We start from the raw sequence: 25,048 nt of genomic DNA, 5'->3' as shown, positions 1-25,048 counted from the left end.
TGCTGCGTGCGTCGGTGCTTCGCCGGGCTGCCGGCGCTCAGCGCTTGCCGCTGCCGCGCGGGCCGGCGTTCCTGGGCTCGAGTTGCTTTGGCTCGAGTTGCGCGAGGCGTTCACGCAGGCGAATGACTTCTTCGCGCAGCGCCTGCACCTCTTGCGCGCTGGGCATGCCCAGGCGCTGCAGCGCGGTGGCCACGCGCTGGTCGAACACGTCTTCGAACTTGCGCAGGCCGAAGCTGTCGAGGCCCGGAAAGCCGCGAGGGACTGCAGCCTTGGCAGCCGCTGCCGGATCGAACCTGGCCTGGCCGATGCCCAGCAGCCCTTCGATCACGTTGGCCTGGCGCTTGGCGACGTCGTCGCGCACATTGCCGAGCACCTTGAGGCCGGCGCGCAGCAGGCCCTCGGCGCCGACGGCCTTCTTGCCCGGCGCGGTGTCCGGTGCGGCAGCGGCCGTTCTTTTCTTCGGTGCCGCAGCCCTCTTCCCGGCTGCGGGCGCCTTCCTGGCCGCAGGAGTTTTTCTTGCAGGCTTCGCAGGCGCCGCCCTCTTCTTCCTGGAATCGTCCGTCGGATCGGGGCGGGTCGCCATGCGTTGTTGCTCCAGGGTCAGGCCGCCTTGCGGGCGGCGGTGCGGCGAACCGGCTTCTTGGCAGCGGCGGCCTTGGCCTTCACGCTGCGCACGGGCTTGGCTTCTTCGGTGCCGCTCACGCGCACTTCGATCTGCCTGGCACCGGCAGCGACCTTGTCGGCGATCTGCACCGACACGTTGGCGATCGGCTGGTTCAGCGCATTCAGCGTCTTGACCACCGAGGTGACGACGGGCGACTCGACGCGCGCCACGCGGCCGGCCACGGTTTCGATGCCGCTCGTGGTGCCCGCGGCGACGCGGTCCATCACCGAGACGATGCGGCCGGTGTCGATGTCCAGGCGGTTGGCCAGGAAGCCGTTGATCTTTTCCTGCGCGCCGATCAGGTTGGCCTTGACCTGCTCGCTCACCAGCGGAATCTGGCGGCTGCCGAGGAATTCGCTGTAGCGCGACGCGGCGCCGCCGAGCAGGCGATGGACGCCGGCGCGGTAGGCACCCACCAGGGTCTTGCCGGCGTCGTTGTACTGGCCGATGACGTGGATGGCGGCGGAAGAGAAGGAGGCTTGCGTGGTGGTCATGTGGATTTCCTGGAAGTTGATCGGTCGCTGGATTCGCGATGAAGTGATCTTCTTCCAGAGTGCCTAGGCCTGGAAAGCTAGAACAGTCGGAAAACTAGTCCAACTGCCCCAATTTTCCGGCCCTCGTGCCTGGCGATCATGCCGCAGTGGCCACCCTGGCGCGTTTGGCGGGCGCCGCGGGCTTGCGCGGCGCGGCCTTGGGTGCGGCCGCCTTGGCCGGTGCCTTCCTGGCGGCGGTCTTGGCGGCCGGCGCCTTGGCCGCGGCGGCTTTGGCTGCCGGCGGCTTCTTCGCCGCCGCCTTTTTTGCAACCGGCCTCGGCGCCGCCTTCACGGCGGGTGCCGGCTCGGGAGCCGCCGCTGTCTTCGCGGGCGCCGCGCCCGCCGCTGCCGGGTGCGTCTGCGTCAGGCCCAGCAGCAGCTGGTGCTCGGCCAGCATGTAGTCGCCGATCTCGGTGATGTCGGGCACCGCGCGGCGGCAGGCGATGAGGCCGTAGTCCATGCGTCCGTTGTAGCTCTGCACCGTGACATTGAGGGCCGTGCCGTGGCTCGCGATCGACACCGGGTAGTAGCTGGTGACCAGCGCGCCCGCAAAGTACATCGGGAACGGCGCGCCCGCCACGTTGGAGATGGCCACGTTGGCGGCCGGCGGCAGCAGGTTCACGAGGCCCGAGCGGCCCACCATCGAGGCGATGCCCGACACCAGCCAGGGCGCGGCAAAGGTCGGGAAGTCGTCGAGGATCACCGCCTTGAAGCGGTTCATGGTCGACTTCGAGCTGGTCGACGACGCATTGATCGCCTTCAGCCGCTGCACCGGGTCGGTGATGTCGGTGGCCAGGCTCACGAGGATCATGCTGGCCTGGTTGTTGGCCGTGTCGTCGCCCGCTTCGCGCAGGCTCACGGGCACGCCGGCCACCAGCGGCTTGGCGGGCAGCTCGTTGTTGTCGGCCAGGTAGTGGCGCAGCGCGCCGGCCACGGTGGCCATCACCACGTCGTTGAGCGACACGCCGAAGTGCCTGGCGATGTGCTTGGTCTCGGCCAGCGAGATGGTGCGGCCGGCAAAGGTGCGCTGGTTGGTGATCGACACGTTCAGCGAGGTGCGCGGCGCAAACAGGTTGAACTTCTTGGGCGCGGTGGCGGCGTCCTTCTCGGCCGCCTTCTCGTCGGGCTTGGCGAGGCCGCCGAGCGCGCGCGCGATGGCCGGCGCCATCTTGAACAGCTTGACGTACTGCTGCGCCGTGTTGCGCAGCGCCGCGGTCGCAAGCTCGGCCATGCCCAGCTGGTAGCCGCTGCTGCGCGCGCGGGCGCGCGGCGGCTTGACCACGCGGCCCGTGGGCTCGAGGTCGAAGATGGCCTTGCCGAGCGCCACGCCGGCCTGGCCGTCGATGCCCGCATGGTGCACCTTGGTGTAGAGCGCCACCTGGCCGCTCTTCAGGCCGTCGATGATGAAGAACTCCCACATCGGGCGGCTGCGGTCGAGCAAGGTGGAATGCAGCCGCGCCACGTACTGCTGCAGCTGGCGGTTGGTGCCGGGCCTGGGCAGCGTGATGTGGCGCACGTGGTAGTCGAGGTCGATGTCCTCGTCGGCCACCCACACCGGGTTGGTCATGTCGAAGGGCATCAGTGCGAGCTTGCGCGTGAACACGTCGGCCAGGTGGATGCGGCTGGCCATGAACTGCTTGGCATCCTCGTAGAAATCGCCCTTGTAGCCCTTGGGCAGGTCGAGCACGTTGAGCGAACCCACGTGCATCGGCATCTCGGGGGTTTCCAGGTGCAGGAAGGTGGCATCAAGACCGCTCAGGTGTTTCATGTGTCGTGTCTCCTTGTGTGCGCAGGCGCCGTCCGGCAGGATACCCGTGGGAGCCCCGCGCATCGAGGCCAAACCGCCGAACGCGGGTTTGTCACTAGGCCGGCGCGCGGTGCGCTATGAATTCAGTAGCTTCGGCCGACCCTGACGGCAGGCATGCCTTTCTTCACGGCGGATTCGTACACTGCGCCCATGACATCCACCGCTTCCACGCAGACCGACGAGCACCAGTGGCTCGAAGACATCGACGGCGCCGAACAGCTCGAATGGGCGCGCCAGCACAACGCGAAGACCGTGCGGCGCTACGCGCTGTCGCCCGCCTTCGAGCGGATGGAGCAGGGCATCCTCGAAGTGCTCGACTCCGAGGCCCGCATTCCGATGGTGCGCAAGATCGGCCCGCTCTTCTACAACTTCTGGCGCGACAAGAAGAACCCCAAGGGCCTGTGGCGGCGCACCACGCTGGCCGAATACCGCAAGCCCCAGCCGGAATGGGAAACCGTGCTCGACCTCGACGCGCTGGCCGAGGCCGACAAGGAAAACTGGGTCTGGCACGGCGCCGATTGCCTGCAGCCCGGCTACAAGCGCTGCCTCGTCTCGCTCTCGCGCGGCGGCGCCGATGCGAACGTCGTGCGCGAGTTCGACCTCGAGCTCAAGCAGTTCGTCGCAAGCGGCTTCACGCTGCCCGAGGCCAAGAGCAACGTGGCGTGGAAAGACATCGACCACCTCTACGTGGCCACCGACTTCGGCCCCGGCTCTATGACCAGTTCGAGCTACCCGCGCATCGTCAAGGAATGGAAGCGCGGCACGCCGCTGGAAAGCGCGGCCACGGTCTACGAGGGCGGCGAGGACGACATGACGGTCAGCGCCTGGCGCGACAACACGCCGGGCTTCGAGCGCGACTTCGTCTCGCGCCAGATGGACTTCTACGACAGCGAGACCTGGCTGCGCACGGGCGACGGCCGGCTGGTGAAGATCGACGTGCCCGACGACGCCAGCACCGAGGTCACGCGCGAGTGGATGCTGGTCGAGCCGCGCAGCCCCTGGACCGTGGGCGGCACCACCTACAAGCCGGGCTCGCTGCTGGCAATGCGCTTCGACGACTACATGGCCGGCCGGCGCGAGATCACCGTGCTGTTCGAGCCCGACGACACGACCGCGCTCGACGACTATTCGTGGACCCGCCACCACCTGATCCTCAACGTGATGCACGACGTGGTGAACCGGCTCGAAGTGCTCACGCCAGGGGCCAGCTCCAAGGCATGGAAGCGCGAGGGCCTGGGCGGCGCGCCCGAGCTCTCGACCATTGCGGCCGGGGGTGTCGACGAGGACGAGAACGACGACTACTTCCTGACCGTGAGCGGCTTCCTGCAGCCGACCACGCTCTACATCGGCACCATCGGCCGGGGCGAGCCCGAGCCGCTGAAGGACAGCCCCGCCTTCTTCGATGCCTCCGGCTACCGCGTGAGCCAGCATTTCGCCACCTCGAAGGACGGCACGCGCGTGCCCTACTTCGAGATTGCGCCCAGGAACCTGCAGGCCGACGGCAGGAACCCCACGCTGCAGTACGCCTACGGCGGCTTCGAGATCTCGCTGCAGCCCAGCTACAGCGGCGCCATCGGCCGCGCATGGCTCGAGCGGGGCGGCGTCTACGTGGTGGCCAACATCCGCGGCGGCGGCGAGTACGGGCCGCGCTGGCACCAGGCCGCGCTGCAGCGCGACCGCCTGCGCACCTGCGAGGACTTCGCCGCGGTTTCGGAGCACCTCGTCGCGCGCAACATCACTTCGCCGCCGCACCTGGGCGCCATGGGCGGCAGCAACGGCGGGCTGCTGATGGGCAACATGCTCACGCTGTATCCCACGCTCTACGGCGCCATCGTGAGCGAGGTGGCGCTGCTCGACATGAAGCGCTACACGCATCTGTCGGCCGGCGCCTCGTGGATTGCCGAATACGGCGACCCGGACGATCCGGAAGAATGGGCCTGGATCCAGGCCTTCTCGCCCTACGAGAACGCGAAGAAAGGCCAGCCCTATCCGCCGGCGCTCTTCACCACGTCGACGCGCGACGACCGCGTGGGCCCGGTGCATGCGCGCAAGATGCATGCGAAGCTGGCCGCCATGGGCTACGACAGCAGCTTCTACGAGAACATCGAAGGCGGCCACAGCGCGGCCACCGACAACAAGGAGGCCGCCTTCATGGACGCCCTGGGCTACGCCTACCTGTGGGAGCACATCGGACGGACATCCGCATGAGCAACGACAACGGCACCACCCTCGAACTGATCGGCGCGCCCACCGACGTCGGCGCCAGCGTGCGCGGCGCCGGCATGGGCCCCGATGCGCTGCGCGTGGCCGGGCTGCCGGAGGCGCTCGCGCGGCAGGGCTTCACCGTGATCGACCGCGGCAACCTCGCGGGCCCCGCCACGCCGTGGACCGCGCCGGCCAACGGCCTGCGCCACCTCGACGAGGTGATTGCCTGGAACCGCTCCGTCTACGCCGCCGTCGACACCGCCCTGGGCACCGGCCACGTGCCGCTCATGATGGGCGGCGACCACTGCCTGGCCATCGGCTCGATCAGCGCCGTGGCCTGGCATGTGCGCAAGCGCGGCAAGAAGCTGCGCGTGCTGTGGCTCGATGCGCACTCCGACGTCAACACCGAAACCACCAGCCCGAGCGGCAACCTGCACGGCATGCCCGTGTCCTGCCTGCTGGGCCACGGGCCCGCGGCGCTCACCGGCTGGAGCGGCGAGCGCGCGGCGCTGGAGCACGATGCCATCCGCTTCATCGGCATCCGCAGCGTCGACGCGGACGAGAAGGACGCCATCCGCACACTCGGCCTGCATGTGTTCGACATGCGCCACATCGACGAGCACGGCATGCGCACCACCATGACCGAGGCGCTGCAGGACGTGGACGAAGACACCCACCTGCACGTGAGCTTCGACCTGGATTGCCTCGACCCGAACATCGCGCCCGGCGTGGGCACCGGCGTGCGCGGCGGCCCGACCTACCGCGAGATGCAGCTGTGCATGGAAATGGTCGCCGACACCCGCCGCCTCGGCTCGGTCGACGTGGTGGAGCTGAACCCCGCGCTCGACGTGCGCAACCAGACCGCCGAAGTGGCGGTGGAGCTGATCGAGAGCCTGTTCGGAAAGTCGACGCTGGTGCGCTGAGCGGTTTCAGGCCGCGGATGCCGCGGATGCCGCTGCCGCCACACAGCGCTGCATGCGCTGCAGGTCTTCGAGCAGCAGGCACACCGGTGCCGCCAGCAGCAGCAAGGCGGACGAGGCGCCCGGCGACTCATGCCGGCGTGCGAGCTGCGCAAGCTTGGCAAGATCAGGCACGCCCTGGCCATCGAGCGCATCGGCCATGGCGGCGAGCGCGGCGGCCGCGGCCCGGGCGGTGTCCTGCCACGCTGCGCCGCCAGCCGGCATGCGGCGCAGCATGCGTTCGAGCACGGTGGCGTCCTGGAAGATCCGCGCCGCGAGCCGCGCCTTGCTGCGGCAGGACTGCGCCGCCGGCACGGCAGCGCCGCGGCGCCACCAGCGGGCTTCCAGGTCGGCACTGCCCGCGAGCAGCGCCAGCCGGGCGAGCGCCGCGCGCGCGGCGGCATTGGCACGCTCGGCCTCGGACTCGGCAGGCAGCCCGGCAGCGTCGCCCGGGCCGAGTGCGGCCAGCGTGGCCAGGCGCTTCGCCATGCCGCGCAGCAACGCGGCACAACCCGCATCGAAGCGCGGACCCGCGCGGTACTCCGACGCGACGAGCGCCACCGCCAGCGCCACGCCCACCCCGATGCCGATTTGCAGCATGCGCAGCAGCGCCACGTCGAGCGCCGAGTGGCCGGGGATGGCGCCGGCCGAAAGAATGAGCAGCGCGGCCACCGGCGCGCTGCGAAAACCCGGCAGCGCGGCGCCGGCAAAGGCCAGCAGCATCACGGTGGCCAGCGTGGTCGCGAGCACCGGCGCGCCCCGGTGCTGCAGGTAGACCCCCGCGAGTCCGCAGAGCGCGCCGGCGGCCGTGCCGCGCAGGCGCTCCCAGCCCGCGCCGAGCGTGCCGCCGGCGCTCGGCCGCATGACGATCAGCACGCTCATCACGGCCCAGAAGCTCTCGGGCAGCCGCATCGCCACGGCCACCAACCATGCCAGCGCCACCGCGGCCGCCAGCTGCGCGCCCGCGCGCCAGCGGCCCTCGCGCCAGAAGCCGCCGATGCGCTGCAGGGCCGGTGCCATCGGCATCATCGCGGCCGCGCCGCGCCCGTCGAGGACTCGCCGCCCTCTTCGAGTGCGCCGGCGATGCGGTCGAGCAGCCCGCAGGCCTGCAACAGCAGCGCGCGCTGTTCGGCGCCCAGTGTGGCGCCGATGGCGCGGGCCAGGGCGGCCTCGCGCGAGCGCATCAGCGCCTTGAGCCGGCGCAGGCCCTCGGGCGTGAGCGACAGCAGCCACTGGCGCCCGTCGGTGGCATGCGGCGCGCGGCCGATCCAGCCCTCGGCTTCCAGTTCGGCCAGCAGCCGGGTCAGCGATTGGAGCTTGACGCGTTCATGCGCCGCGAGCGCGGTGGGCGTGCACGGCCCGTGCCGGTGCAGCTGGCCCAGCACGCTGAGCTTGGCCACGCTCGGGCCGTCGGGCGCGGCCGGGCCGCTGCGCAGCTGGCGCGAGAACTGCGACACCGCGGTGCGCAGGCGCGCGGCGCACTGCAGCGCGTCGGCGGAGTCGAGGTTGGAAGCCATGCCAGATTGTAAGACGCATCTTGCTATCTGGCGCGGCGGCCGCAGGACGCTCAGCCCGGATTCGGCACCGGCTTCACGGGAAAGGTGGTGGCCGGCGCCGCAGGGTTCAGCGGCGCGGCGGGCCGCGGCGCCTCGGGCGCCACGCTCGGCACGTCGGGCTCTTCGCCGCCCTGGCCTTCGAGAAAACGGTCGAGCAGCGCGAAGAAGCGGTCGTAGAACAGCTCGTCGGTGAGCGTTTCGCTGGCCACCTTGACCATCGCGTCGTCGCTGCCGGCAAAGGGCAGCGAGAGCGAGCCGAAGGCGCCCACGCCCACGCTGGCCGAGTTGTTGACCTTCTTGATGCCGTAGCGGTCCTGCAGCGCGGTCGCGAAGGCCACGGTGCTGCGCTTGCCGGCCTTGCCGCCCTCGCGTGCGCACACCACGCGGAACTCGACCTCCACATGCACCTCGGACGCCGGCTGGAAGCTCTTGCGCCCGGTCACCAGGTCGGCGTTGGCCGCGCTGATCATGTAGCCCTGGCTCAGCAGCGCACGGCGCGCGGCTTCGCAGGTCTGGGCTTCGGTGGCGGCGTAGGTGCGCGTGTGGGTGGTGGTGGAGTCGAACTCCTCGGTCTCGTACGACACGCGGCGCGTGCCGCCATTGCTGCCGCAGCCGGCGAGCACCAGCAGGGACGCGAGGCCGAGGACCAGAACGGGCGTGCGAAGGACGGAAAGAACCGAAGTGGAAAGGGGAGGCATGGTCATGGAGCGGCGAATCCTAACCGGCGTGTCCGCCGGCGAAGCTTCGAGCATGCCCGGGCGCCGGTGTTCCCCGGCGGCGCGAATTTTCAGGACCAGTGCAACACGTGGTGCGCCCGCCCGCGCGTGGCGGCAATCAGGCGCGCGTTGGGTGCATCGGTGCCGGCCACCCAGTCGCGCGCGGCCTCGGCGCTGCGGCCGAACTGCTGGTGGCGCTTCAGCAAACGCTCCTCGCGCACGGCGTCGTCGATGTCGACGTACCAGGCCTCGTCGAGCATGGCCGCCGCGCCGGCCCAGGGGCCGTCGTCGTGCAGAAGATAGTTGCCTTCGGTGATGATCAGTTGCGTCGAAGGCAGCACCGCGATGGCGCCGGCGATCGGCTCCTCGATCTCGCGGCGGAATTCGGGCGCATAGACGATCGGGTCGTCCGGGCCCTGCTCGCGCAGCCGCTGCAGCAGCGCCACGTAGCCGGCGCTGTCGAAGGTGTCGGGGGCGCCCTTGCGGCCGGCGCGGCCGAGCCGCTGCAGCTCGACGTTGGCCAGGTGGAAGCCGTCCATCGGCACGACCTGCGCGCGCCCGGCGCCCACGGCCCGCAGCAGCGCCAGCGCGAGCGTGGACTTGCCCGCGCCGGGCGCACCGACGAGCCCCAGCAGCTTGCGCCGCCCGTCGGCCATCAGGGCCTGCAGGCGCGCGAGGGCGTCTTCGGGAATGGACGGAAGTTGTTGCTCGGGAGAGATGCTCATCCCCCGAGCGTACAACCTTGGCTTCAGCGGATCAGGGGTACAGGCCGCGCTCTTGACGGGCCATCAGGATGCGCTCGCAGGCCACCGCGTAGGTCGCCGTGCGCAGCGTGATCTTGTGCCTGTCGGCCGTGTCCCAGATCTGGTTGAGCGCCTTCATCATGATGCGGTCCAGGCGCACGTTGATCTCGTCCTCGTCCCAGAAGAAGGACGAAAAGTCCTGCACCCATTCGAAGTACGAGACCGTCACGCCGCCGGCGTTGCAGATCACGTCGGGCACCACCAGCACGCCGCGCTCGGCCAGGATGTCGTCGGCCGTGGGCACCGTGGGGCCGTTGGCGCCTTCGAGCACCAGCTTGGCGCTGGTCTTCTGCGCGCGTTCGGCGGTGATCTGGCCTTCGAGCGCCGCGGGAATCAGGATGTCGCAGGCCACGTCCCAGAAGGCTTCGTTGGGCACCACGTCGCCGCCCTTGAAGGCGACGACGCCTTCCTTGTTGGCCACCGGGATCAGCGTCGCAAGGTCGAGGCCGTTGCTGTTGACGATGGTGCCGGTGTGGTCCTGCACCGCGACGATCTTGGCACCCGCCTCGGCAAAGAGTTCGGCCGCGACCGAGCCCACGTTGCCGAAGCCCTGCACCGCGATGCGCGCGCCGCGCAGGTCCAGCCCCAGGCGGCGCGCCGCTTCGCGGCCGGTGACGAACACGCCGCGCCCGGTGGCCTTGACGCGGCCCAGCGAGCCGCCCAGGTGCAGCGGCTTGCCCGTGACCACGCCGGTGGCGGTGCCGCCGACGTTCATCGAGTAGGTGTCCATCATCCACGCCATGATCTGGGCGTTGGTGTTGACGTCGGGCGCGGGAATGTCGGTGTGCGGGCCGATGATGATGCCGATCTCGCTGGTGTAGCGGCGCGTGACCTTCTCCAGCTCCTGCAGCGAAAGCTTCTTCGGGTCGACGCGGATGCCGCCCTTGGCGCCGCCGTACGGCAGGTTGACGGCGGCGGTCTTGATGGTCATCCAGGCCGACAGCGCCATCACTTCTTCCAGCGTGACGTCGGGGTGGAAGCGCACGCCGCCCTTGCCCGGGCCGCGGCTCATGTTGTGCTGCACGCGGTAGCCCTCGAAGTGGGCGATGGTGCCGTCGTCCATCTCGATCGGCACGTCCACGATCAGCGCGCGCTTGGGGCGCTTGAGCGTCTCGACCCAGCGGGCCAGCGGGCCGAGGTACGGCACCACGCGGTCGACCTGCGAAAGGTAGGTGCCCCAGGGGCTGTTGGCGGTCGGATTGACGAAGGAGAGCTTTTCACTCATGGGAGATCCCTTGGTTGGAATGGATGGCCGCAACGATAGACCTCTCGCGCCCGCCGCGCCATGTCTTATGCGCGCCGCGATGGCGGTTATGCAAGAGAGGTTTGGCCGAGCATGACAAAACGGTCATCGCCGGGTCATCGGCCGCCGAACTGCGGTTCCTAGAGTGGGGGCTGCCAACCACCGATCGAAAGGACCGATTCCATGACCCGCTCTTGCACCCGCCTCCTGGCCACGGCCGCCGTCTCGTCGCTGCTGGGCCTGGCCGCCGCGCCGAGCCTTGCCGGCAACTATGCGGAGGGCGATCCGCGGCCCGTGCCGTTCGCCTCCTCCACCACGCGCGCCGCCGTCTCGGCCGACGCGCGGCAGTGGTTCGCGGGCGCGCCCACGCAAGGCTATGCCGAAGGCTCGCCGCAGCCCGAGCCGCGGGTGTCGGCCAACAGCCGCGCGGCCGTGGCGGCGGACACGCAGCTGTGGATCCGCTCGGGCCTGGCCGCGCGGCAGCACGGCGAAGCGGGTGCCGATCCGTCGAGCCCCGCCTACCGGCAGGCGGCCGCCGAATATGCGCGGCTGCGCACCAGCCCGGCCTACGGCGCGCTGATCGACCAGTTCAACAGCCGGTCATCGTCCGCACGCGCGGAAGAAGACGGCCATTCCCTGCGTTGAAAGAAGACGAACGGGCCCCTGCCCCTCAGGCCACCGCGCTCAGCAGCGCCGCGTTGCCGCCGGCCGCCGTGGTGTTGACCGTGACCGTCTGCTCGGCACAGAAGCGGTAAAGGTAGTGCGGCCCGCCGGCCTTGGGTCCGGTGCCGCTCAGCCCCTCGCCGCCGAAGGGCTGCACGCCGACCACCGCGCCGATGATGTTGCGGTTCACGTAGATGTTGCCCACGTGCGCCCGCGCCGCGAGTGCCTGCGCACGCGAGTCGATGCGGGTCTGGATGCCGAGCGTGAGGCCGTAGCCGAGCGCGTTGATGCGATCGATCACCTCGGCGGGATCGCGCAGCGCGCCCGAGCCCCAGCGCGCGATCTGCAGCACCGGCCCGAAGATCTCGCTGGTCACGCTGTCGATCGAGGGCACCTCGTAGGCCTGCGGCGCGATCAGGTTGCCCTCGGTTGAAGTAGAAGAAGAAGAAGCCGGCGCGAGCAGCCGCTTCGCTTCCGAATCCAGCCGCTTCAGGTGGCGCCGGATGTTGTCGGCCGCCTCGCCGTCGATCACCGGCCCCACGTCGGTCGAAAGCAGCGCCGGGTCGCCGGCGGCCAGCTCCCCGGCCGCGCCGCGGATCATCTCGATCACCGCATCGGCAATGCCCTCGTGCAGCACCAGCAGGCGCAAGGCCGAGCAGCGCTGGCCGGCCGAGCGGAATGCGCTCTGCACCACGGCGTCGACCACCTGCTCGGGCAGCGCGCTCGAATCGACCAGCATCGCGTTGATGCCGCCGGTCTCGGCGATCAGCGGCACGATCGGGCCGTCCTTGGCCGCAAGCGCACGGTGGATGATGCGCGCCACCTGGGTCGAACCGGTGAACACCACGCCCGCCACGCCCGGCGCCGCCACCAGCGCGGCGCCCACGGTTTCGCCGGGGCCATGCAGCAGCTGCAGCGCATCGGCCGGCACGCCCGCGGCGTGCAGCAGCTTCACGGCTTCGAGCGCGATGGCCGGCGTCTGCTCGGCCGGCTTGGCGAGCACCGTGTTGCCGGTGGCGAGCGCCGCCGCCACCTGGCCCGCGAAGATCGCGAGCGGAAAATTCCACGGGCTGATGCACACCCAGGGGCCGCGCGCCGTGAGCCGCAGTTCGTTGCTCTCGCCCGTCGGGCCGGGCAGCGCCACCGGCTGCATGATGCGTTCGGCCTCGTCGGCGTAGTAGCGCAGGAAGTCGACAGCCTCGCGCACTTCGGCCACCGCGTCGCCCCAGGTCTTGAAGGCCTCCTTGACCAGCAGCGCGCAGAAGCGCGGCAGCTCGCGTTGCAGCGCGTCGGCGGCCTCGCGCAGCATGGCGGCGCGCGCCTCGACCGGCGTCTTGCGCCAGCTGCGGAAAGCGGCAGCGCTGGCGGCCACGGCCTTGGGCGCGCTGGCGGCATCGAACAATTCGACATGCGGCACCGCCGTGGTCTCCAGCGCGGCCAGCAGCGGCGCGCGCATCGGCTCGACGGCAAGGTCGATGCCTTTGCTGTTGCGCCGCGCCGGCGGCGGGCCGTAGAGCGCGGGCGGCAGCGGCAGGGCGGGGTTCGCCTCCTCGAGCCAGAGCGGCGACATCAGCAGCTCGCCGATGTCCACCTGCTCGTCGCCGAGCTGGTTCACGAAGGACGAGTTGGCGCCGTTTTCCAAGAGGCGCCGCACGAGGTAGGCGAGCAGGTCCTTGTGCTGGCCCACCGGGGCGTACACGCGCACCGGCGCTGTGGTGCTCTTCATCACTTCGCGGTAGACGCCCTCGCCCATGCCATGCAGACGCTGCAGCTCGAAGGGCGCGCCGGCCGCCTCGGCCATCTGCAGGATGGCGGCGATGGTGCCCGCGTTGTGGGTGGCGAACTGCGGATAGACCGCATCGGGCGCCGACAGCAGCGCACGCGCGCAAGCCAGGTAGCTCACGTCGCTGTGGTGCTTGTGCGTGAAGACCGGGTAGTGCGGCAGGCCGAGTTCCTGGGCCCGCTTGATCTCGGCGTCCCAGTAGGCGCCCTTCACGAGGCGGCACATCAGCCGCAGCTTGTGCCGGCGCGCCACCGCCGTGACGTGCGCAATCAATTCGAGCGCGCGCGTCTGGTAGGCCTGCAGCGCCAAGCCGAAGCCGCGCCATTGCGGCCGTTCGGCGGCCACGCGCGCGGCCAGCGCCTCGAACACGTCGAGCGACAGCTCGAGCCGGTCCACTTCTTCGGCGTCGATGGTGAGGTTGAGGCCGGCATCGGCCGCCAGCTCGCACAGCTGCCACACGCGCGGCACCAGCTCGCGCATCACGCGCTCGCGCTGCGCGTCCTCGTAGCGCGGATGCAGCGCGCTGAGCTTGATGGAGATGCCGTCGTTGTGCTCGGGCCCGCGCGCCGCATCGGCACCGGCCGCAATGGCGCCGATGGCCTGCGTGTAGCTCTCGAGGTAGCGCAGCGCATCGGCGTCGGTGCGCGCGCCTTCGCCGAGCATGTCGTAGCTGAAGCGCAGCGCGCCCTGCCGGCGATGCGCCGAGCGGGCCTCGTCCATGGCTTCGACGATGGTCTGTCCGAGCACGAACTGGCGCCCCAGCAATTGCACCGCGCGCAGCGTGGCGGCCACCACCGTGCGGGAGCCGAGCTTGGCCATGAGGCCGGGCGGATGGTCGCCTTCGGGCAGGAATTTCTTCGACATCGCGATGGCGGCGGACGACAGCCGCGACAGCGTGGAATCGGCCGTGCCCTCGAAATCAGCCCGGCCCAATTGGTCGGCCGTGAGCGCGATGGCCGTGGCGGCGTCGGGCACGCGAAGCAGCGCCTCGGCCAGGCGCATCAGCGCAAGGCCCTCGGCGCTGGAGATCGGGTACTCGCGCAGCAGGCTTTCCATGGCCCAGAACGGCGGCGGATGGCGGCGCACCGCCTCCACCCAGGGCGTGGCGGCGGCGGCCGCGGCGCGCCAGTCGAGCGCGCCTTCGAGCGAGGCGAGCCGGTGCGAGACGACATCGGCTTCAGGGCGGTAAGGGATGGGCAGGTGCATGGCAGTTCCTTGGTTCTATCCCCTATAGTCTTTGGATATAGGCCGAATCTTTTGCCAAAAAATATGAGCTCAACCGGATAATCCACCAATGCCCGACCTGGATCTGGATCGCATCGATCTCCGGCTGCTGAAGATTCTTCAGGAAGACGGCCGCATCACCAACCTCAAGCTGGCCGAGATGGTGGCGCTCTCGCCCACCGCCGTGCTGGCGCGGGTGCAGCGGCTCACGCGCGAGGGTTTCATCCAGGGCTACGAGGCGCGGCTCGATCCGCACAAGCTCGGGCGCGGGCTCACGGTATTCGTCGAGATCCTGCTCGACCGCACCACGCCCAACGTGTTCGACCAATTCAAGGCCGCGGTGCAGGTGCGCGACGAGATCATGGAATGCCACATGGTCGCGGGCGGCTTCGACTATCTGCTCAAGACCCGCATGGCCGACATGGCGGCCTACCGCGAGTTCGCGGGCACGGTGCTGTGGCAACTGCCGGGCGTGCGCGAAACCCGCACCTACGCGGTGATGGAAGAAATCAAGAGCAGCGCGCGGCTGCCGCTGGCCGTTTAGCGCCCTTCAGGCGGGCTTGGGCCGGCCGCCGAAGATCGCCGTGCCGATGCGCACCATCGTGCTGCCGGCGCTCACGGCTGCTTCGAGGTCGGCGCTCATGCCGAGCGAAAGGGTGTCGAGTTCGATGCCCGCATCGCAGATCGTGTCGTACACGGCCCGGGCGCGCAGGCACAGTTCGCGCTGCGCGGCGAAATCCGGCGCCGGTTCGGGAATGGCCATGAGCCCGCGCAGCCGCAGATGTGGCAACGCCGCCACAGCGCGCGCGAGCGGCAGCGCCTCTTCGGGCGGCACGCCGGACTTGTTGGCGCCGCCGTCCACATTGACCTGCAGGCACACCTGAAGCGGCGGCAGATGCGCCGGCCGCTGCGCCGAAAGGCGCTCGGCAATCTTGAGCCGGTCGATGCCGTGCACCCAGTCGAAATGCTCGGCCACGGGCCGCGTCTTGTTGCTCTGCAGAGGGCCGATGCAGTGCCATTCGAGCTCCGCGCGCAGGTCCGACAGCGCGGCGATCTTGTCCAGCCCCTCCTGCACGTAGTTCTCGCCGAAGGCCCGCTGGCCCGCCGCATGGGCCTCGCGCACGGCCTCGGGCCCGAAGGTCTTGGACACCGCCAGCAGCCGGACATCGGCCGGGTTGCGCCCATGTTCGGCGCAGGCCTTTGCGATCCGGTTCTTTACTTGCTGGAGGTCGTCGCCAATCATCGTCATAATCTTCCAAAATCGTATCAAAACGTCACCGAACTCGAGCCGAGGACCCCCGTGGACATTACCCAGCTGCTGGCATTCAGCGTCAAGAACAAAGCCTCCGACCTGCACTTGTCGGCCGGCCTGCCGCCGATGATCCGCGTCCACGGCGACGTGCGGCGCATCAACGTCGATGCGCTCGACCACAAGTCGGTGCACGCCATGGTGTACGACATCATGAGCGACACGCACCGCAAGCACTACGAAGAGTTCCTGGAGGTCGACTTCTCGTTCGAGATCGACGGCCTCGCGCGCTTCCGCGTGAATGCCTTCAACCAGGCGCGCGGCGCGGCCGCGGTGTTCCGGACCATTCCCTCGAAGATCCTCACGCTGGAGCAGCTCAACGCACCCAAGATTTTCGCGGAACTGGCGCTCAAGCCGCGCGGGCTGGTGCTGGTGACCGGGCCCACCGGCTCGGGCAAGTCGACCACCCTGGCCGCGATGGTCAACTACCTGAACGAAAACGAGTACGGCCACATCCTCACGGTGGAAGACCCGATCGAATTCGTGCACGAATCGAAAAAGTGCCTGATCAACCAGCGCGAGGTCGGGCCGATGACGCTGTCGTTCTCCAACGCGCTGCGCTCGGCGCTGCGCGAAGACCCGGACGCCATCCTGGTGGGCGAGCTGCGCGACCTGGAAACCATTCGCCTGGCCATGACCGCGGCCGAAACGGGCCACCTGGTGTTCGGCACGCTGCACACCTCGTCGGCCGCCAAGACCATCGACCGGATCATCGACGTGTTCCCGGGCGAGGAAAAGGAAATGATCCGCGCCATGCTGTCCGAATCCTTGCAGGCCGTGATCTCGCAGACGCTGTGCAAGACCAAGGACGGCCAGGGCCGCGTGGCGGCGCACGAGATCATGCTGGGCACGCCGGCGATCCGCAACCTGATCCGCGAGGCCAAGGTGGCGCAGATGTATTCGGCCATCCAGACCGGCCAGGGCGCGGGCATGCAGACGCTGGACCAGAACCTGACCGACCTCGTGCGCCGCAATGCCATTTCGGCCGCCGAGGCGCGCGGCAAGGCCAAGATCCCCGAAAATTTCCCAGGCTGATCCAGCCCTTCGGAGCACCGACACATCATGGAACGCGATCAAGCCAGCCAGTTCATCAACGACCTGCTCAAGCTCATGGTGAGCCGCAACGGCAGCGACTTGTTCATCACCGCGGACTTTCCGCCCGCGATCAAGGTCGACGGCAAGGTCACCAAGGTGTCGCAGCAGGCGCTGGGGGCGCAGCACACGCTGGCGCTCACGCGCTCGGTCATGAACGACCGCCAGACGGCGGAGTTCGAGCGCACCAAGGAATGCAACTTCGCGATCTCGCCGACCGGCATCGGCCGCTTCCGCGTGAACGCCTTCGTGCAGCAGGGCAAGGTCGGCATGGTGCTGCGGACCATTCCGGCCAAGCTGCCGACCATCGACGGCCTGGGCATGCCGCAGATCCTGAAGGACGTGTCGATGACCAAGCGCGGCCTCACCATCCTGGTGGGCGCCACGGGCTCGGGCAAGTCGACCACGCTGGCGGCCATGATCGACTGGCGCAACGAAAATTCCTACGGCCACATCGTGACGGTGGAGGACCCGGTCGAATTCGTGCATCCGCACAAGAACTGCGTGGTCACGCAGCGCGAAGTGGGCATCGACACCGACAGCTGGGAAGCCGCGCTCAAGAACACGCTGCGCCAGGCGCCCGACGTGATCCTGATGGGCGAAATCCGCGACCGCGAGACCATGGAGCACGCCGTGGCCTTTGCCGAGACCGGCCACCTGTGCATGGCCACGCTGCACGCCAACAGCGCCAACCAGGCGCTGGACCGGATCATCAACTTCTTCCCCGAAGAGCGTCGCGCGCAACTGTTGATGGACCTGTCGCTGAACCTGCGCTCGCTGATCTCCCAGCGCCTGGTGCCCACCGAGGACGGCCAGGGCCGCGTGGCGGCGGTGGAAGTGCTGCTGAACACGCCGCTCATTTCCGACCTGATCTTCAAGGGCGAGGTGGGCGAGATCAAGGAGATCATGCGCAAAAGCCGCAACCTCGGCATGCAGACCTTCGACCAGGCGCTGTTCGACCTGTTCGAAAGCCACTCGATCACCTTCGAGGACGCCATCCGCAACGCCGATTCGGCCAACGACCTGCGGCTGCAGATCAAGCTCAACAGCCAGCGCGCGCGCAGCACCGACCTCTCGGCCGGCACCGAGCACTTCGCGATCGTTTAGACGCAGGTGACGGGGGCTTCGCGTTGGCTTTAAGCTCTCGCCCATGAGCAGCATCAATCCCCGAACCTACGAATCCACTCCCTCCCAGACGGTGGCCTTCCTGGGCCTTGGCGTCATGGGCGGCCCGATGGCCGGGCACCTGGCCAAGGCCGGCCACAAGGTCACGGTCTACAACCGCACGCCGGCCAAGGCCGAGGCCTGGGTCGCCGAATTCGGTGCGCCCGGCCGCCACGCCGCTACCCCGCGCGAAGCGGCCGCGGGCGCCGACATCGTCTTCAGCTGCGTGGGCAACGACGACGACCTGCGCGCCGTGGTGCTGGGCCCGAACGGCGCCTTTGCCGGCATGAAGAAAGGCAGCGTGCTGGTCGACCACACCACCGCCTCGGCCGACGTGGCGCGCGAGCTCGCGAACGCGGCGGCGGCAGCCGGCCTGCAGTTCATCGACGCGCCGGTGTCCGGCGGCCAGGCCGGCGCGCAGAACGGCGCGCTCACCGTGATGTGCGGCGGCGACAAGGCGAGCTTCGAGCGCGTCAAGCCGGTGATGGAGGCCTTCGCGCGCGCCGTCACGCTGCTGGGCGCGAGCGGCGCCGGCCAGCTCGCCAAGATGGTGAACCAGATCGCCATCGCGGGCCTGGTGCAGGGCCTGTCCGAAGCCATTGCCTTCGGCCAGCGCGCGGGCTTGGACATGAAGCTGGTGCTCGAGGTGATCGGCAAGGGCGCCGCCCAGAGCTGGCAGATGGACAACCGCGGCAAGACCATGATCGACGGCAAGTTCGACTACGGCTTTGCGGTCGACTGGATGCGCAAGGACCTGGGCCTGGTGCTCGACGAGGCCAAGCGCAACGGCGCGCGCGTGCCCGTGACGGCGCTGGTCGACCAGTTCTACGCCGACGTGCAGCAGGCCGGCGGGCGGCGCTGGGACACGTCGAGCCTGATCATCCGGCTCAAGTAAAAACAAAAAACAAAGCCCGCGCGAAGCGGGCTTTGTTTTTTGCGGGGTCAGCGCACCGGCGTGGCCGTGGCGCCGCCGGGCTGGGCCGGCGGCAGCGGCTCCATCGGCGGCAGCGGCACGCGCGACGACGACGAAGAAGACCCGGGCGCCGACGACGGCGCGGGTGCCGGTGCAGGCGATCCGGTGCCGCCGCGCTGCGCCTGCTGCGCCTGGCTGGCCAGCTCGGCTTCGCTCACCACCTCGACCACGCGCACCACCTTCTGCACGCCCGAGATGCCGCGTGCGATTTCGGTCGCGCGGTCGGTCTCGCGGCGCGTCGCAATGCCCATCAGGTAGACCACGCCGCGCTCGGTCACCACCTTGAACGAGTTGGCGAAGATGTCCTTGGCATCGAGCAGCGAGGCCTTGACCTTGCCGCTGATGAACAGGTCGTTCGAGCGGTCCTGGAAGGTGCTGGGCGGGCCGACGGTGAGCTCGTTGACCACCGAGCGCACGTTGTCCACGCGCTGCACCAGGTCCTCGACGCGGCGGCGGTCGGCGTCGCTGCCCACGGCGCCGGTCAGCAGCACCTGGCGGTTGAAGCTGGTGACGCTCACGTACATGTTGTCGTTGGCGATCTCGCGCACGCGGGCCGCTGCGCGCAGCTCGATGCCCTGGTCGTCGAGCTGCGCGCCGGAGCTGCGGCGGTCGGTGGCCACCATGCCCACGCCCACCGCCGCGGCCCCTCCGACCACGAGCGGCACGCAGGCCGAAAGCCCGGCAACCAGGACGGTTCCCGAGGCAAGTGCAATGGCGAAGCGCTGGAACGGTGTCGTTGTCGTCATGTGGAAGCTTCCTGTTCTCCGAGTAGCTGGGCATCCACGCCGTCGCACAGGCAATGCAGCGCGAGCAGGTGGATTTCGTGGATACGCGCCGCACGTTCGTGCGACACGCCGATCTGGACGTCCGTTTCGCGCAGCGCGCGGCCGATGGCGCCACCGGTTCCGCTGCTGCCCGCGCCGGGCGAGGCCGGCTGGCCCGCGCTGGCGTTGCCCAGCAGCGCCACCACCGTCATGTCGCGCTCGTGCGCAGCCAGCACCGCGGCCAGCACGGCCGCCGACTGGCCGCTCGCGCTCAGCGCCAGCAGCACGTCGCCGGCCTGGCCGAGCGCGCGCACCTGGCGGGCAAAACGGTCGGCGTCGGTGGCAGCGGCGCTGTCGGCCGACGGGTCGGTGGGATCGCCGGGCAGCGCGATGGCGCCGAGCTCGGGGCGCTCGCGCTCGAAGCGGCCGACGAACTGCGCCGCGAACTGCGCCGCCAGCAGGCCCGAGACGCCCGCGCCGCAGGCCAGCACCTTGCCGCCGCTGGTCACGCAGGCCAGGATCGCCTGCATGGCCTGCGAAATGGGTTTGCTGAGGATGGGGCCGGCCTGGTACTTGAGGTCGGCGCTGTCGATGAAGTGTTGCTGAATCCGTTGCTCGAGCATGGGGCGCGATGATACCGGGGGGCGTTGAAACAAGACGTTTGCGATGGATGGGAGGATGAATGTGTGGGTGGAGCCCGCGGCGCGCTTTCAGTTCCCGCCCGCGTCGAACGCGCCCTGCAGCCAGGTGATGCGCTCCTCGACCAGCACCACGTCGAAACGGCAGGGCGGCAGCGTGCGCAGCCCGTTCAGGTAGTGCCGCGCCGCAAACACGATGCGCCGCTGCTTGAGCCCCGTGATGCTGCCGCCGGCGCCGCCGTGGGTGCCGCTGCTGCGCTGGCGCACCTCCACGAACACCAGCGTGGCGTCGCGCGGATCGCGCATGATCAGGTCGATCTCGCCGCCGCCGCGCCCGGGCGTTCGATAATTGCGCGCTACCAGCGCCAGGCCGGCGCATTGGAGGTGGTCGAGCGCGGCGTCTTCCGCCGCATCGCCGCGATGCTTGGTCGTGATGGTCTTCATGCTGGCTCCCTGCCCGCTTCTTTTTTGTTCCTACGGAGAAACTTCTTGGCTTCACTAGCACCCGCTTCCTTCGGCGCCGCCCTTTCGGCCGCGCGCGATGCCTCGGGTGCACAGCATTATCCGCAGGGCACGCTCTACGTGGTGGCCACGCCCATCGGCAACCTGGCCGACATCACGCTGCGCGCGCTGCACGTGCTGCAGCTGGTCGATGCGGTCGCCTGCGAGGACACGCGCCACACGCAGAGCCTGCTGCGCGCCTACGGCATCGACCGGCCGAATGCCCAGCTCCTGGCCGTGCACCAGCACAACGAGGCCGAGGCCGCGCAGGCCGTGGTCGCGCGGCTCGCGCAGGGCGAGCGCATCGCTTACGTGAGCGATGCCGGCACGCCCGGCGTGAGCGACCCGGGCGCGCGGCTGGTCGCAGCCGTGCGCGGTGCCGGCCAGCGCGTGCTGCCGCTGCCGGGCGCGAGCAGCGTCACCACGCTGGTCGGCGCCGCCGGCCTCGTGGCGGCGGGCGGCGAAAGCAGCGCCTTCGTGTTCGCGGGCTTCCTGCCGACCAAGGCCGGCGAGCGCGACGCGGCCGTGCAGGCGCTCGCACAGGAGCGGCGCGCCGTGGTACTGCTGGAAGCGCCGCACCGCATCGAAGCCGTGGCCCGCGCGCTTGCGACGCTGGGCGAGCGCCGCATCACCGTCGGCCGCGAGCTCACCAAGCAGTTCGAGGAGATCGCGACCGTCGCCGCCGCCGAGCTGCCGGGCTGGTTCGCAGCCGGCCGCGACCGCACGCGCGGCGAATTCGCGCTGGTGCTGCACCCCGTGGCCGCGGCCGCCGACGACGGCGCCGAAGGCGAACGCGTGCTGCGCCTGCTGCTGGCCGAGCTGCCCGTGAAGACTGCTGTGCGGCTTGCGGCCGAGATCAGCGGGGCGCCGCGCAATGCGCTGTATGAAGCGGCGCTGCGCATTCGCAACGACGACGGCAACGAAGACGACGAGAGCGGCGCGTAGCCGCCAGCCTCAAAGCCCGCCCGGCAGCAGCGCGGCCAGTGCCTCGCGCATCCAGCGCGCGATCAGCTGCTGGCGCTCGCGCGGCATGCGGTCCAGGGTCGACGCCACGCTGATCGCGGCCACAGGCTCGCCTTCGCTGTTGCGCACCGCCATGCCCACGGCCAGCACGCCATCGGTGGCATGGTTGCCGATGACCGACCAGCCGCGCTCACGCGTGGCGCGCACCAGCAGCGCCATGCGCTCGGGCGTCATGCCGCCGTAGCGGCCCAGCACACGCGCATTGGCGGCGACGGCGGCATGGACCTCGTCGTCGGGCAGCGCCGACAGCAGCGCCAGGCCCGCCGCGCCCACACCCAGCGGCTGGCGCGTGCCCACCTGGATCACGAGGATCTGCACCGGATGCGTGCCCACATGGCGCGCGATGCAATGCGACGCCGGGCCTTCGCGCACGATCGCGAAAGCCGCATCGCCGCAGGCCGCACTCACGCGCTCCAGCACCGGACGCAGGCGCACCGCCATGTTGGGCATGCCGGCCGGTTGCGCCATGGCCGCGAGCCGCGGCCCCGCCACATAGCGAAAGCGCCCGCGCTGCGCGGCATAGCCGCTCTCCACCAGCGTGGCCAGCAGGCGGTGCACCGTGGCGCGCTCCAGCCCCGCTGCGCGGCACAGGTCGACCACGCGCAGGCCTTCGCGGCCGCTGGCCAGCACCGCGTCCAGCAACTGCAGGCCGCGCCGCAGCGTGCGGCTGCCGGGGTCGTCGCCGGGCTCTGCGCTGGAGATGCGCGCGGCCGCGGCGCGGGCCGAAACGTCCGCCTGGCGGACGTTCTTATTCACGGTTCGCGAAGGCATGCGAAAGAATTTCTCGGTCGACGGAGCCATCGCGCAGTGTGCCGCAGCACGGCAGGACGCAGCCCGCGACAGGCATTGCATACCCAACTGGAGACAAGAAGTGAGCTCGTATTCCGCACCCCGCCGGCATTGGCTGGCATTCGCCGCCGCCCTCGCCTGCAGCGCCGCGCTGCCCCTGCAGGCGCAGCCCGCCACCCCCTGGCCGTCCAAGCCCGTGAAGCTCGTGGTCGGCTATGCCGCCGGCGGCGCCACCGACGTGATCGCGCGCCTCGTCGCCATCAAGCTGGGCGAGCAGCTCGGCCAGCCCCTGCTGGTGGACAACCGAACGGGCGCCAACAGCAACGTGGGCGCCGAGTACGTGGCCCGCGCGCCCGCCGACGGCTACACGCTCTACGTCTACACCATCGCGAACACCATCAACGCCTCGCTCTACGGCAAGCTGGGCTACGACCCGGTCAAGGACTTCGAGCCCGTCGGCCTGATCGCCAAGATTCCCAACATCCTCGTGGTGAACCCGTCGTTGCCCGTGAAGAACGTGGCCGACTACGTGCGCTTTGCCAAGGAGTCGAAAGAGGGCATCACCTTCGCGTCGTCCGGCAGCGGCTCGTCCATCCACCTGTCGGGCGAGATGTTCAAGATGCAGGCCGGGCTCAACATGCTGCACGTGCCCTACCGCGGCAGCGCGCCCGCCATCACCGACCTGCTGGGCGGCCAGGTGCAGTCGATGTTCGACAACACGCCATCGGCCCTGCCGCACGTGCAGGGCGGGCGCCTGCGCGCCATTGCCATCACCAGCGCCCGGCGTTCGCCGCTGCTGCCCGACGTGCCCACGCTGGCCGAGTCGGGCTATCCGGGCTTCGACGTGCAGTCGTGGTTCGGCTTGGCGGCCCCCGCGGGCACACCGCGCGCCGTGATCGACCGCCTGAATGCCGCGCTCGGCAAGGTGCTGGCCGCGCCCGATGTGCGCCAGCGCCTGCAGGAGCTGGCCGCCACCCCCGAACCCGGCACGCCCGAGCAGATGCGCAGCTTTGCCGCGGCCGAGATCAAGCGCTGGCACGACGTGGTGAAGGCATCCGGCGCCAAGGCCGACTGACAGCGACCACCAGAGCCTGCAAGGAGCACACCCACCCATGTTTCCGATCGACTTCTTCTGGCGCGCCGCGGTGCGCTGGCCCGACAACATTGCCATCGACGCCCCCGAGGGCGCCATCCGCTACCAGGAACTTGCTGCCCAGGTGGCGGCACTGGCGGCCGCGCTGGTCGCGCTCGACCCCGCGCCGCAAAGCCGCGTGGCCATCTGCGCGAAGAACAGCGCGGAGCACATTGCCGCGCTGCTCGCGGTGCTGGCCTGCGGCAAGGTCTGGGTGCCGCTGAATCCGCAGAGCACGCGGCCCGAGATCCGCCGCATCGTCGATGCCACCGAACCTTCGATCCTCGTGCTCGACGCGGCCTGCGCCGGGCTGCTCGACGGTGCGCCCGGCGCGCGCATCCACACCGGCACCGCGCCGCAGCACGAAGCCACCATCGCGGCGCTGGTGGCCCGGCATGCAGGCGCGCCGGGCCCTTCCTTCGCGCTGCCGCTGGACGCCACGCAGGCGATCAAGTTCACCGGCGGCACCACCGGCGCGCCCAAGGGCGTGATGCAGCCCTACCGCGCATGGCTCGCCAACATCGCCAACCAGATCCACGCCTGGGGCTTCGACGAGCACGAGCGCTATGTGGTGGCGGCGCCAATCACGCACGGCACCTCGACCTACGTGCTGCCCATCCTGGCGCAGGGCGGCTGCCACGTGGTGCTGCCCGCGGCCGGCGCCGAGGCCGTGCGCACGGCCTTCCGCGAACGCGGCGGCACGACGTGCTTCATGCCGCCCACGCTGGTGTACATGCTGATGGCGCTGCCGGGCGTGTCGCGCGCCGACTTTCCGCACCTGCGCCGGCTGATCTACGGCGGCGCGCCGATGCCTTCGGAAAAGATCCGCGAGGTGCGGGAATTCTTCGGCCCGGTGCTGGGCACCACCTACGGCCAGACCGAGGCGCCCCAGATCCTCACGGTGATGCGCGCCGAAGACTTCGAGGACGAGCGCAACTGGGCCGCCGTGGGCCGCACCGCCTGGTTCAGCGATGTGGCCATCATGGCGCCGGACGGTCGGCTGCTGCCCGCGGGCGAGGTCGGCGAAGTGGTGGCGCGCGGCGACCTGCTGATGGCCGGCTACTGGCGCCTGCCCGACAAGACCGCCGAGACGCTGGTGGACGGCTGGCTGCACACCGGCGACCGGGGCCTTGTCGACGAGCGCGGCTACCTCTACCTGAAGGACCGCCTGAAGGACATGGTCATCACGGGCGGCTTCAACGTGTACCCGGTGGACGTGGAGAACGCGCTGGGCCAGCACCCCGCCGTGCACGAATGCGCCGTGTTCGGCATTCCCGACGACAAGTGGGGCGAGGCGGTGCAGGCCGCCGTGCAACTGCGCCCCGGCCGCCATGCCACCGAAGCCGAGCTGATTGCCTTCGTGCGCGAACGCCTGGGCCCGGTGCAGACGCCCAAGCACATCCATTTCCACGAGGCCCTGCCGCGCTCGCCCGTGGGCAAGGTGCTCAAGAGCGCCGTGCGCGAACTCGCCATGGCGGCCGCCGCCACATCCTGAACGAAAGAAACC

Annotated in this window: 24 protein-coding genes; 10 read left to right on the top strand and 14 right to left on the bottom strand. The window is 69.9% G+C overall.

Translation table 11 applies throughout. The features are described from left to right. Nucleotides 1–37: 37 nt before the first annotated feature. From VPA02S_RS14770 to VPA02S_RS14760, 3 genes are all read right to left on the bottom strand, one after another. Nucleotides 38–583 (bottom strand): phasin family protein, encoded by a 546-nt coding sequence (locus VPA02S_RS14770; RefSeq protein ID WP_062364307.1) that lies wholly within the window; start codon nt 581–583, stop codon nt 38–40. Between the two features lie 17 nt (nt 584–600). After that, on the bottom strand, nt 601–1,158 hold the full coding sequence (locus tag VPA02S_RS14765) for a hypothetical protein (RefSeq protein ID WP_062364305.1): 558 nt from the start codon (nt 1,156–1,158) through the stop codon (nt 601–603). Between the two features lie 136 nt (nt 1,159–1,294). Continuing rightward, nucleotides 1,295–2,965: a WS/DGAT/MGAT family O-acyltransferase gene (locus tag VPA02S_RS14760; RefSeq protein ID WP_062364303.1), complete on the bottom strand. Its 1,671-nt coding sequence runs from the start codon at nt 2,963–2,965 to the stop codon at nt 1,295–1,297. A gap of 153 nt (nt 2,966–3,118) precedes the next feature. Here VPA02S_RS14760 and VPA02S_RS14755 point away from each other — a divergent pair, with 153 nt between their 5' ends. Then, the gene (locus VPA02S_RS14755; protein WP_062364301.1) at nt 3,119–5,212 is read left to right on the top strand and encodes a prolyl oligopeptidase family serine peptidase; all 2,094 of its coding nucleotides are present in this window, start codon (nt 3,119–3,121) and stop codon (nt 5,210–5,212) included. Next, on the top strand, nt 5,209–6,132 hold the full coding sequence (rocF, locus tag VPA02S_RS14750) for an arginase (RefSeq protein ID WP_015867564.1): 924 nt from the start codon (nt 5,209–5,211) through the stop codon (nt 6,130–6,132). The genes VPA02S_RS14755 and rocF overlap by 4 nt, the downstream gene beginning before the upstream one ends. Before the next feature lie 6 nt (nt 6,133–6,138). On the opposite strand, the gene VPA02S_RS14745 is transcribed toward rocF, so the two are convergent. The 5 genes from VPA02S_RS14745 to VPA02S_RS14725 all read right to left on the bottom strand — a co-directional run bounded on the left by VPA02S_RS14745 (nt 6,139) and on the right by VPA02S_RS14725 (nt 10,468). Then, on the bottom strand, nt 6,139–7,188 hold the full coding sequence (locus tag VPA02S_RS14745) for an FUSC family protein (protein WP_244883464.1): 1,050 nt from the start codon (nt 7,186–7,188) through the stop codon (nt 6,139–6,141). A gap of 5 nt (nt 7,189–7,193) precedes the next feature. Next, nucleotides 7,194–7,685: a MarR family winged helix-turn-helix transcriptional regulator gene (locus VPA02S_RS14740; RefSeq protein WP_018906600.1), complete on the bottom strand. Its 492-nt coding sequence runs from the start codon at nt 7,683–7,685 to the stop codon at nt 7,194–7,196. A 50-nt stretch (nt 7,686–7,735) separates the two neighbouring features. After that, complete coding sequence (locus VPA02S_RS14735; RefSeq protein ID WP_155736568.1) at nt 7,736–8,428, bottom strand: DUF2242 domain-containing protein; 693 nt, start codon at nt 8,426–8,428, stop codon at nt 7,736–7,738. 83 nt (nt 8,429–8,511) lie between these two features. After that, complete coding sequence (locus VPA02S_RS14730) at nt 8,512–9,165, bottom strand: nucleoside/nucleotide kinase family protein (protein WP_062364297.1); 654 nt, start codon at nt 9,163–9,165, stop codon at nt 8,512–8,514. A 31-nt stretch (nt 9,166–9,196) separates the two neighbouring features. Next, a complete protein-coding gene (locus VPA02S_RS14725; RefSeq protein ID WP_015867569.1) occupies nt 9,197–10,468 on the bottom strand; it encodes a Glu/Leu/Phe/Val family dehydrogenase in 1,272 nt (423 codons plus the stop codon). Nucleotides 10,469–10,669: 201 nt separating this feature from the next. Between VPA02S_RS14725 and VPA02S_RS14720 the strand changes: the two genes are divergently transcribed. Then, nucleotides 10,670–11,131: a hypothetical protein gene (locus VPA02S_RS14720; RefSeq protein WP_018906597.1), complete on the top strand. Its 462-nt coding sequence runs from the start codon at nt 10,670–10,672 to the stop codon at nt 11,129–11,131. Between the two features lie 25 nt (nt 11,132–11,156). Here VPA02S_RS14720 and VPA02S_RS14715 read toward each other — a convergent pair whose 3' ends face one another. Next, nucleotides 11,157–14,138 carry an L-glutamate gamma-semialdehyde dehydrogenase gene (locus VPA02S_RS14715; protein WP_062364295.1) on the bottom strand — a complete coding sequence of 994 codons (2,982 nt, stop codon included), beginning with the start codon at nt 14,136–14,138 and terminating at the stop codon, nt 11,157–11,159. Between the two features lie 88 nt (nt 14,139–14,226). Between VPA02S_RS14715 and VPA02S_RS14710 the strand changes: the two genes are divergently transcribed. After that, nucleotides 14,227–14,700, top strand: a complete 474-nt coding sequence (locus tag VPA02S_RS14710) for an Lrp/AsnC ligand binding domain-containing protein (protein ID WP_062364293.1) — start codon at nt 14,227–14,229, stop codon at nt 14,698–14,700. Between the two features lie 6 nt (nt 14,701–14,706). Here the strand turns inward: VPA02S_RS14710 and VPA02S_RS14705 are convergent, their stop codons facing one another. Then, on the bottom strand, nt 14,707–15,405 hold the full coding sequence (locus VPA02S_RS14705; protein WP_062364291.1) for a YggS family pyridoxal phosphate-dependent enzyme: 699 nt from the start codon (nt 15,403–15,405) through the stop codon (nt 14,707–14,709). A gap of 51 nt (nt 15,406–15,456) precedes the next feature. On the opposite strand from VPA02S_RS14705, the gene VPA02S_RS14700 reads away from it, so the two are divergent. From VPA02S_RS14700 to VPA02S_RS14690, 3 genes are read left to right on the top strand one after another with little or no spacing between them, the layout of a single operon-like run. Next, complete coding sequence (locus VPA02S_RS14700; protein ID WP_015867574.1) at nt 15,457–16,500, top strand: type IV pilus twitching motility protein PilT; 1,044 nt, start codon at nt 15,457–15,459, stop codon at nt 16,498–16,500. 27 nt (nt 16,501–16,527) lie between these two features. Next, nucleotides 16,528–17,664, top strand: coding sequence for a PilT/PilU family type 4a pilus ATPase (locus tag VPA02S_RS14695; protein WP_015867575.1), 1,137 nt, complete (start codon nt 16,528–16,530; stop codon nt 17,662–17,664). Between the two features lie 43 nt (nt 17,665–17,707). Then, nucleotides 17,708–18,616 carry an NAD(P)-dependent oxidoreductase gene (locus VPA02S_RS14690; RefSeq protein WP_015867576.1) on the top strand — a complete coding sequence of 303 codons (909 nt, stop codon included), beginning with the start codon at nt 17,708–17,710 and terminating at the stop codon, nt 18,614–18,616. Nucleotides 18,617–18,663: 47 nt separating this feature from the next. Here VPA02S_RS14690 and VPA02S_RS14685 read toward each other — a convergent pair whose 3' ends face one another. From VPA02S_RS14685 to VPA02S_RS14675, 3 genes are all read right to left on the bottom strand, one after another. Continuing rightward, nucleotides 18,664–19,440, bottom strand: coding sequence for a BON domain-containing protein (locus tag VPA02S_RS14685; RefSeq protein WP_015867577.1), 777 nt, complete (start codon nt 19,438–19,440; stop codon nt 18,664–18,666). Continuing rightward, complete coding sequence (locus tag VPA02S_RS14680) at nt 19,437–20,081, bottom strand: SIS domain-containing protein (protein ID WP_018906593.1); 645 nt, start codon at nt 20,079–20,081, stop codon at nt 19,437–19,439. The genes VPA02S_RS14685 and VPA02S_RS14680 overlap by 4 nt, the downstream gene beginning before the upstream one ends. Nucleotides 20,082–20,168: 87 nt before the next feature. After that, nucleotides 20,169–20,540 carry a YraN family protein gene (locus tag VPA02S_RS14675; RefSeq protein WP_015867579.1) on the bottom strand — a complete coding sequence of 124 codons (372 nt, stop codon included), beginning with the start codon at nt 20,538–20,540 and terminating at the stop codon, nt 20,169–20,171. Between the two features lie 45 nt (nt 20,541–20,585). Between VPA02S_RS14675 and rsmI the strand changes: the two genes are divergently transcribed. Continuing rightward, nucleotides 20,586–21,542 carry a 16S rRNA (cytidine(1402)-2'-O)-methyltransferase gene (gene rsmI / locus VPA02S_RS14670; RefSeq protein WP_018906592.1) on the top strand — a complete coding sequence of 319 codons (957 nt, stop codon included), beginning with the start codon at nt 20,586–20,588 and terminating at the stop codon, nt 21,540–21,542. A gap of 9 nt (nt 21,543–21,551) precedes the next feature. On the opposite strand, the gene VPA02S_RS14665 is transcribed toward rsmI, so the two are convergent. Beyond that, nucleotides 21,552–22,391 carry an IclR family transcriptional regulator gene (locus VPA02S_RS14665; protein ID WP_026284233.1) on the bottom strand — a complete coding sequence of 280 codons (840 nt, stop codon included), beginning with the start codon at nt 22,389–22,391 and terminating at the stop codon, nt 21,552–21,554. Nucleotides 22,392–22,491: 100 nt separating this feature from the next. Between VPA02S_RS14665 and VPA02S_RS14660 the strand changes: the two genes are divergently transcribed. Continuing rightward, the gene (locus VPA02S_RS14660) at nt 22,492–23,484 is read left to right on the top strand and encodes a tripartite tricarboxylate transporter substrate binding protein (protein ID WP_062364289.1); all 993 of its coding nucleotides are present in this window, start codon (nt 22,492–22,494) and stop codon (nt 23,482–23,484) included. A 37-nt stretch (nt 23,485–23,521) separates the two neighbouring features. Further along, nucleotides 23,522–25,036, top strand: a complete 1,515-nt coding sequence (locus VPA02S_RS14655) for a class I adenylate-forming enzyme family protein (RefSeq protein ID WP_062364287.1) — start codon at nt 23,522–23,524, stop codon at nt 25,034–25,036. Nucleotides 25,037–25,048: the final 12 nt, after the last annotated feature.

Source organism: Variovorax paradoxus NBRC 15149, assembly GCF_001591365.1.
GTDB lineage: Bacteria > Pseudomonadota > Gammaproteobacteria > Burkholderiales > Burkholderiaceae_C > Variovorax > Variovorax paradoxus.
Note: the sequence above shows the minus strand (reverse complement) of the source record. Positions and strands in the feature narration are given on the sequence as shown.

Excerpts from the sequence above, each read along its gene's own strand:
- VPA02S_RS14770 (WP_062364307.1), bottom strand. The coding sequence starts at position 583 with ATGGCGACCCGCCCCGATCCGACGGACGATTCCAGGAAGAAGAGGGCG.
- VPA02S_RS14765 (WP_062364305.1), bottom strand. The coding sequence starts at position 1,158 with ATGACCACCACGCAAGCCTCCTTCTCTTCCGCCGCCATCCACGTCATC.
- VPA02S_RS14760 (WP_062364303.1), bottom strand. The coding sequence starts at position 2,965 with ATGAAACACCTGAGCGGTCTTGATGCCACCTTCCTGCACCTGGAAACC.
- VPA02S_RS14755 (WP_062364301.1), top strand. The coding sequence starts at position 3,119 with ATGCCTTTCTTCACGGCGGATTCGTACACTGCGCCCATGACATCCACC.
- rocF (WP_015867564.1), top strand. The coding sequence starts at position 5,209 with ATGAGCAACGACAACGGCACCACCCTCGAACTGATCGGCGCGCCCACC.
- VPA02S_RS14745 (WP_244883464.1), bottom strand. The coding sequence starts at position 7,188 with ATGGCACCGGCCCTGCAGCGCATCGGCGGCTTCTGGCGCGAGGGCCGC.
- VPA02S_RS14740 (WP_018906600.1), bottom strand. The coding sequence starts at position 7,685 with ATGGCTTCCAACCTCGACTCCGCCGACGCGCTGCAGTGCGCCGCGCGC.
- VPA02S_RS14735 (WP_155736568.1), bottom strand. The coding sequence starts at position 8,428 with ATGACCATGCCTCCCCTTTCCACTTCGGTTCTTTCCGTCCTTCGCACG.
- VPA02S_RS14730 (WP_062364297.1), bottom strand. The coding sequence starts at position 9,165 with ATGAGCATCTCTCCCGAGCAACAACTTCCGTCCATTCCCGAAGACGCC.
- VPA02S_RS14725 (WP_015867569.1), bottom strand. The coding sequence starts at position 10,468 with ATGAGTGAAAAGCTCTCCTTCGTCAATCCGACCGCCAACAGCCCCTGG.
- VPA02S_RS14720 (WP_018906597.1), top strand. The coding sequence starts at position 10,670 with ATGACCCGCTCTTGCACCCGCCTCCTGGCCACGGCCGCCGTCTCGTCG.
- VPA02S_RS14715 (WP_062364295.1), bottom strand. The coding sequence starts at position 14,138 with ATGCACCTGCCCATCCCTTACCGCCCTGAAGCCGATGTCGTCTCGCAC.
- VPA02S_RS14710 (WP_062364293.1), top strand. The coding sequence starts at position 14,227 with ATGCCCGACCTGGATCTGGATCGCATCGATCTCCGGCTGCTGAAGATT.
- VPA02S_RS14705 (WP_062364291.1), bottom strand. The coding sequence starts at position 15,405 with ATGACGATGATTGGCGACGACCTCCAGCAAGTAAAGAACCGGATCGCA.
- VPA02S_RS14695 (WP_015867575.1), top strand. The coding sequence starts at position 16,528 with ATGGAACGCGATCAAGCCAGCCAGTTCATCAACGACCTGCTCAAGCTC.
- VPA02S_RS14690 (WP_015867576.1), top strand. The coding sequence starts at position 17,708 with ATGAGCAGCATCAATCCCCGAACCTACGAATCCACTCCCTCCCAGACG.
- VPA02S_RS14685 (WP_015867577.1), bottom strand. The coding sequence starts at position 19,440 with ATGACGACAACGACACCGTTCCAGCGCTTCGCCATTGCACTTGCCTCG.
- VPA02S_RS14680 (WP_018906593.1), bottom strand. The coding sequence starts at position 20,081 with ATGCTCGAGCAACGGATTCAGCAACACTTCATCGACAGCGCCGACCTC.
- VPA02S_RS14675 (WP_015867579.1), bottom strand. The coding sequence starts at position 20,540 with ATGAAGACCATCACGACCAAGCATCGCGGCGATGCGGCGGAAGACGCC.
- VPA02S_RS14665 (WP_026284233.1), bottom strand. The coding sequence starts at position 22,391 with ATGCCTTCGCGAACCGTGAATAAGAACGTCCGCCAGGCGGACGTTTCG.
- VPA02S_RS14655 (WP_062364287.1), top strand. The coding sequence starts at position 23,522 with ATGTTTCCGATCGACTTCTTCTGGCGCGCCGCGGTGCGCTGGCCCGAC.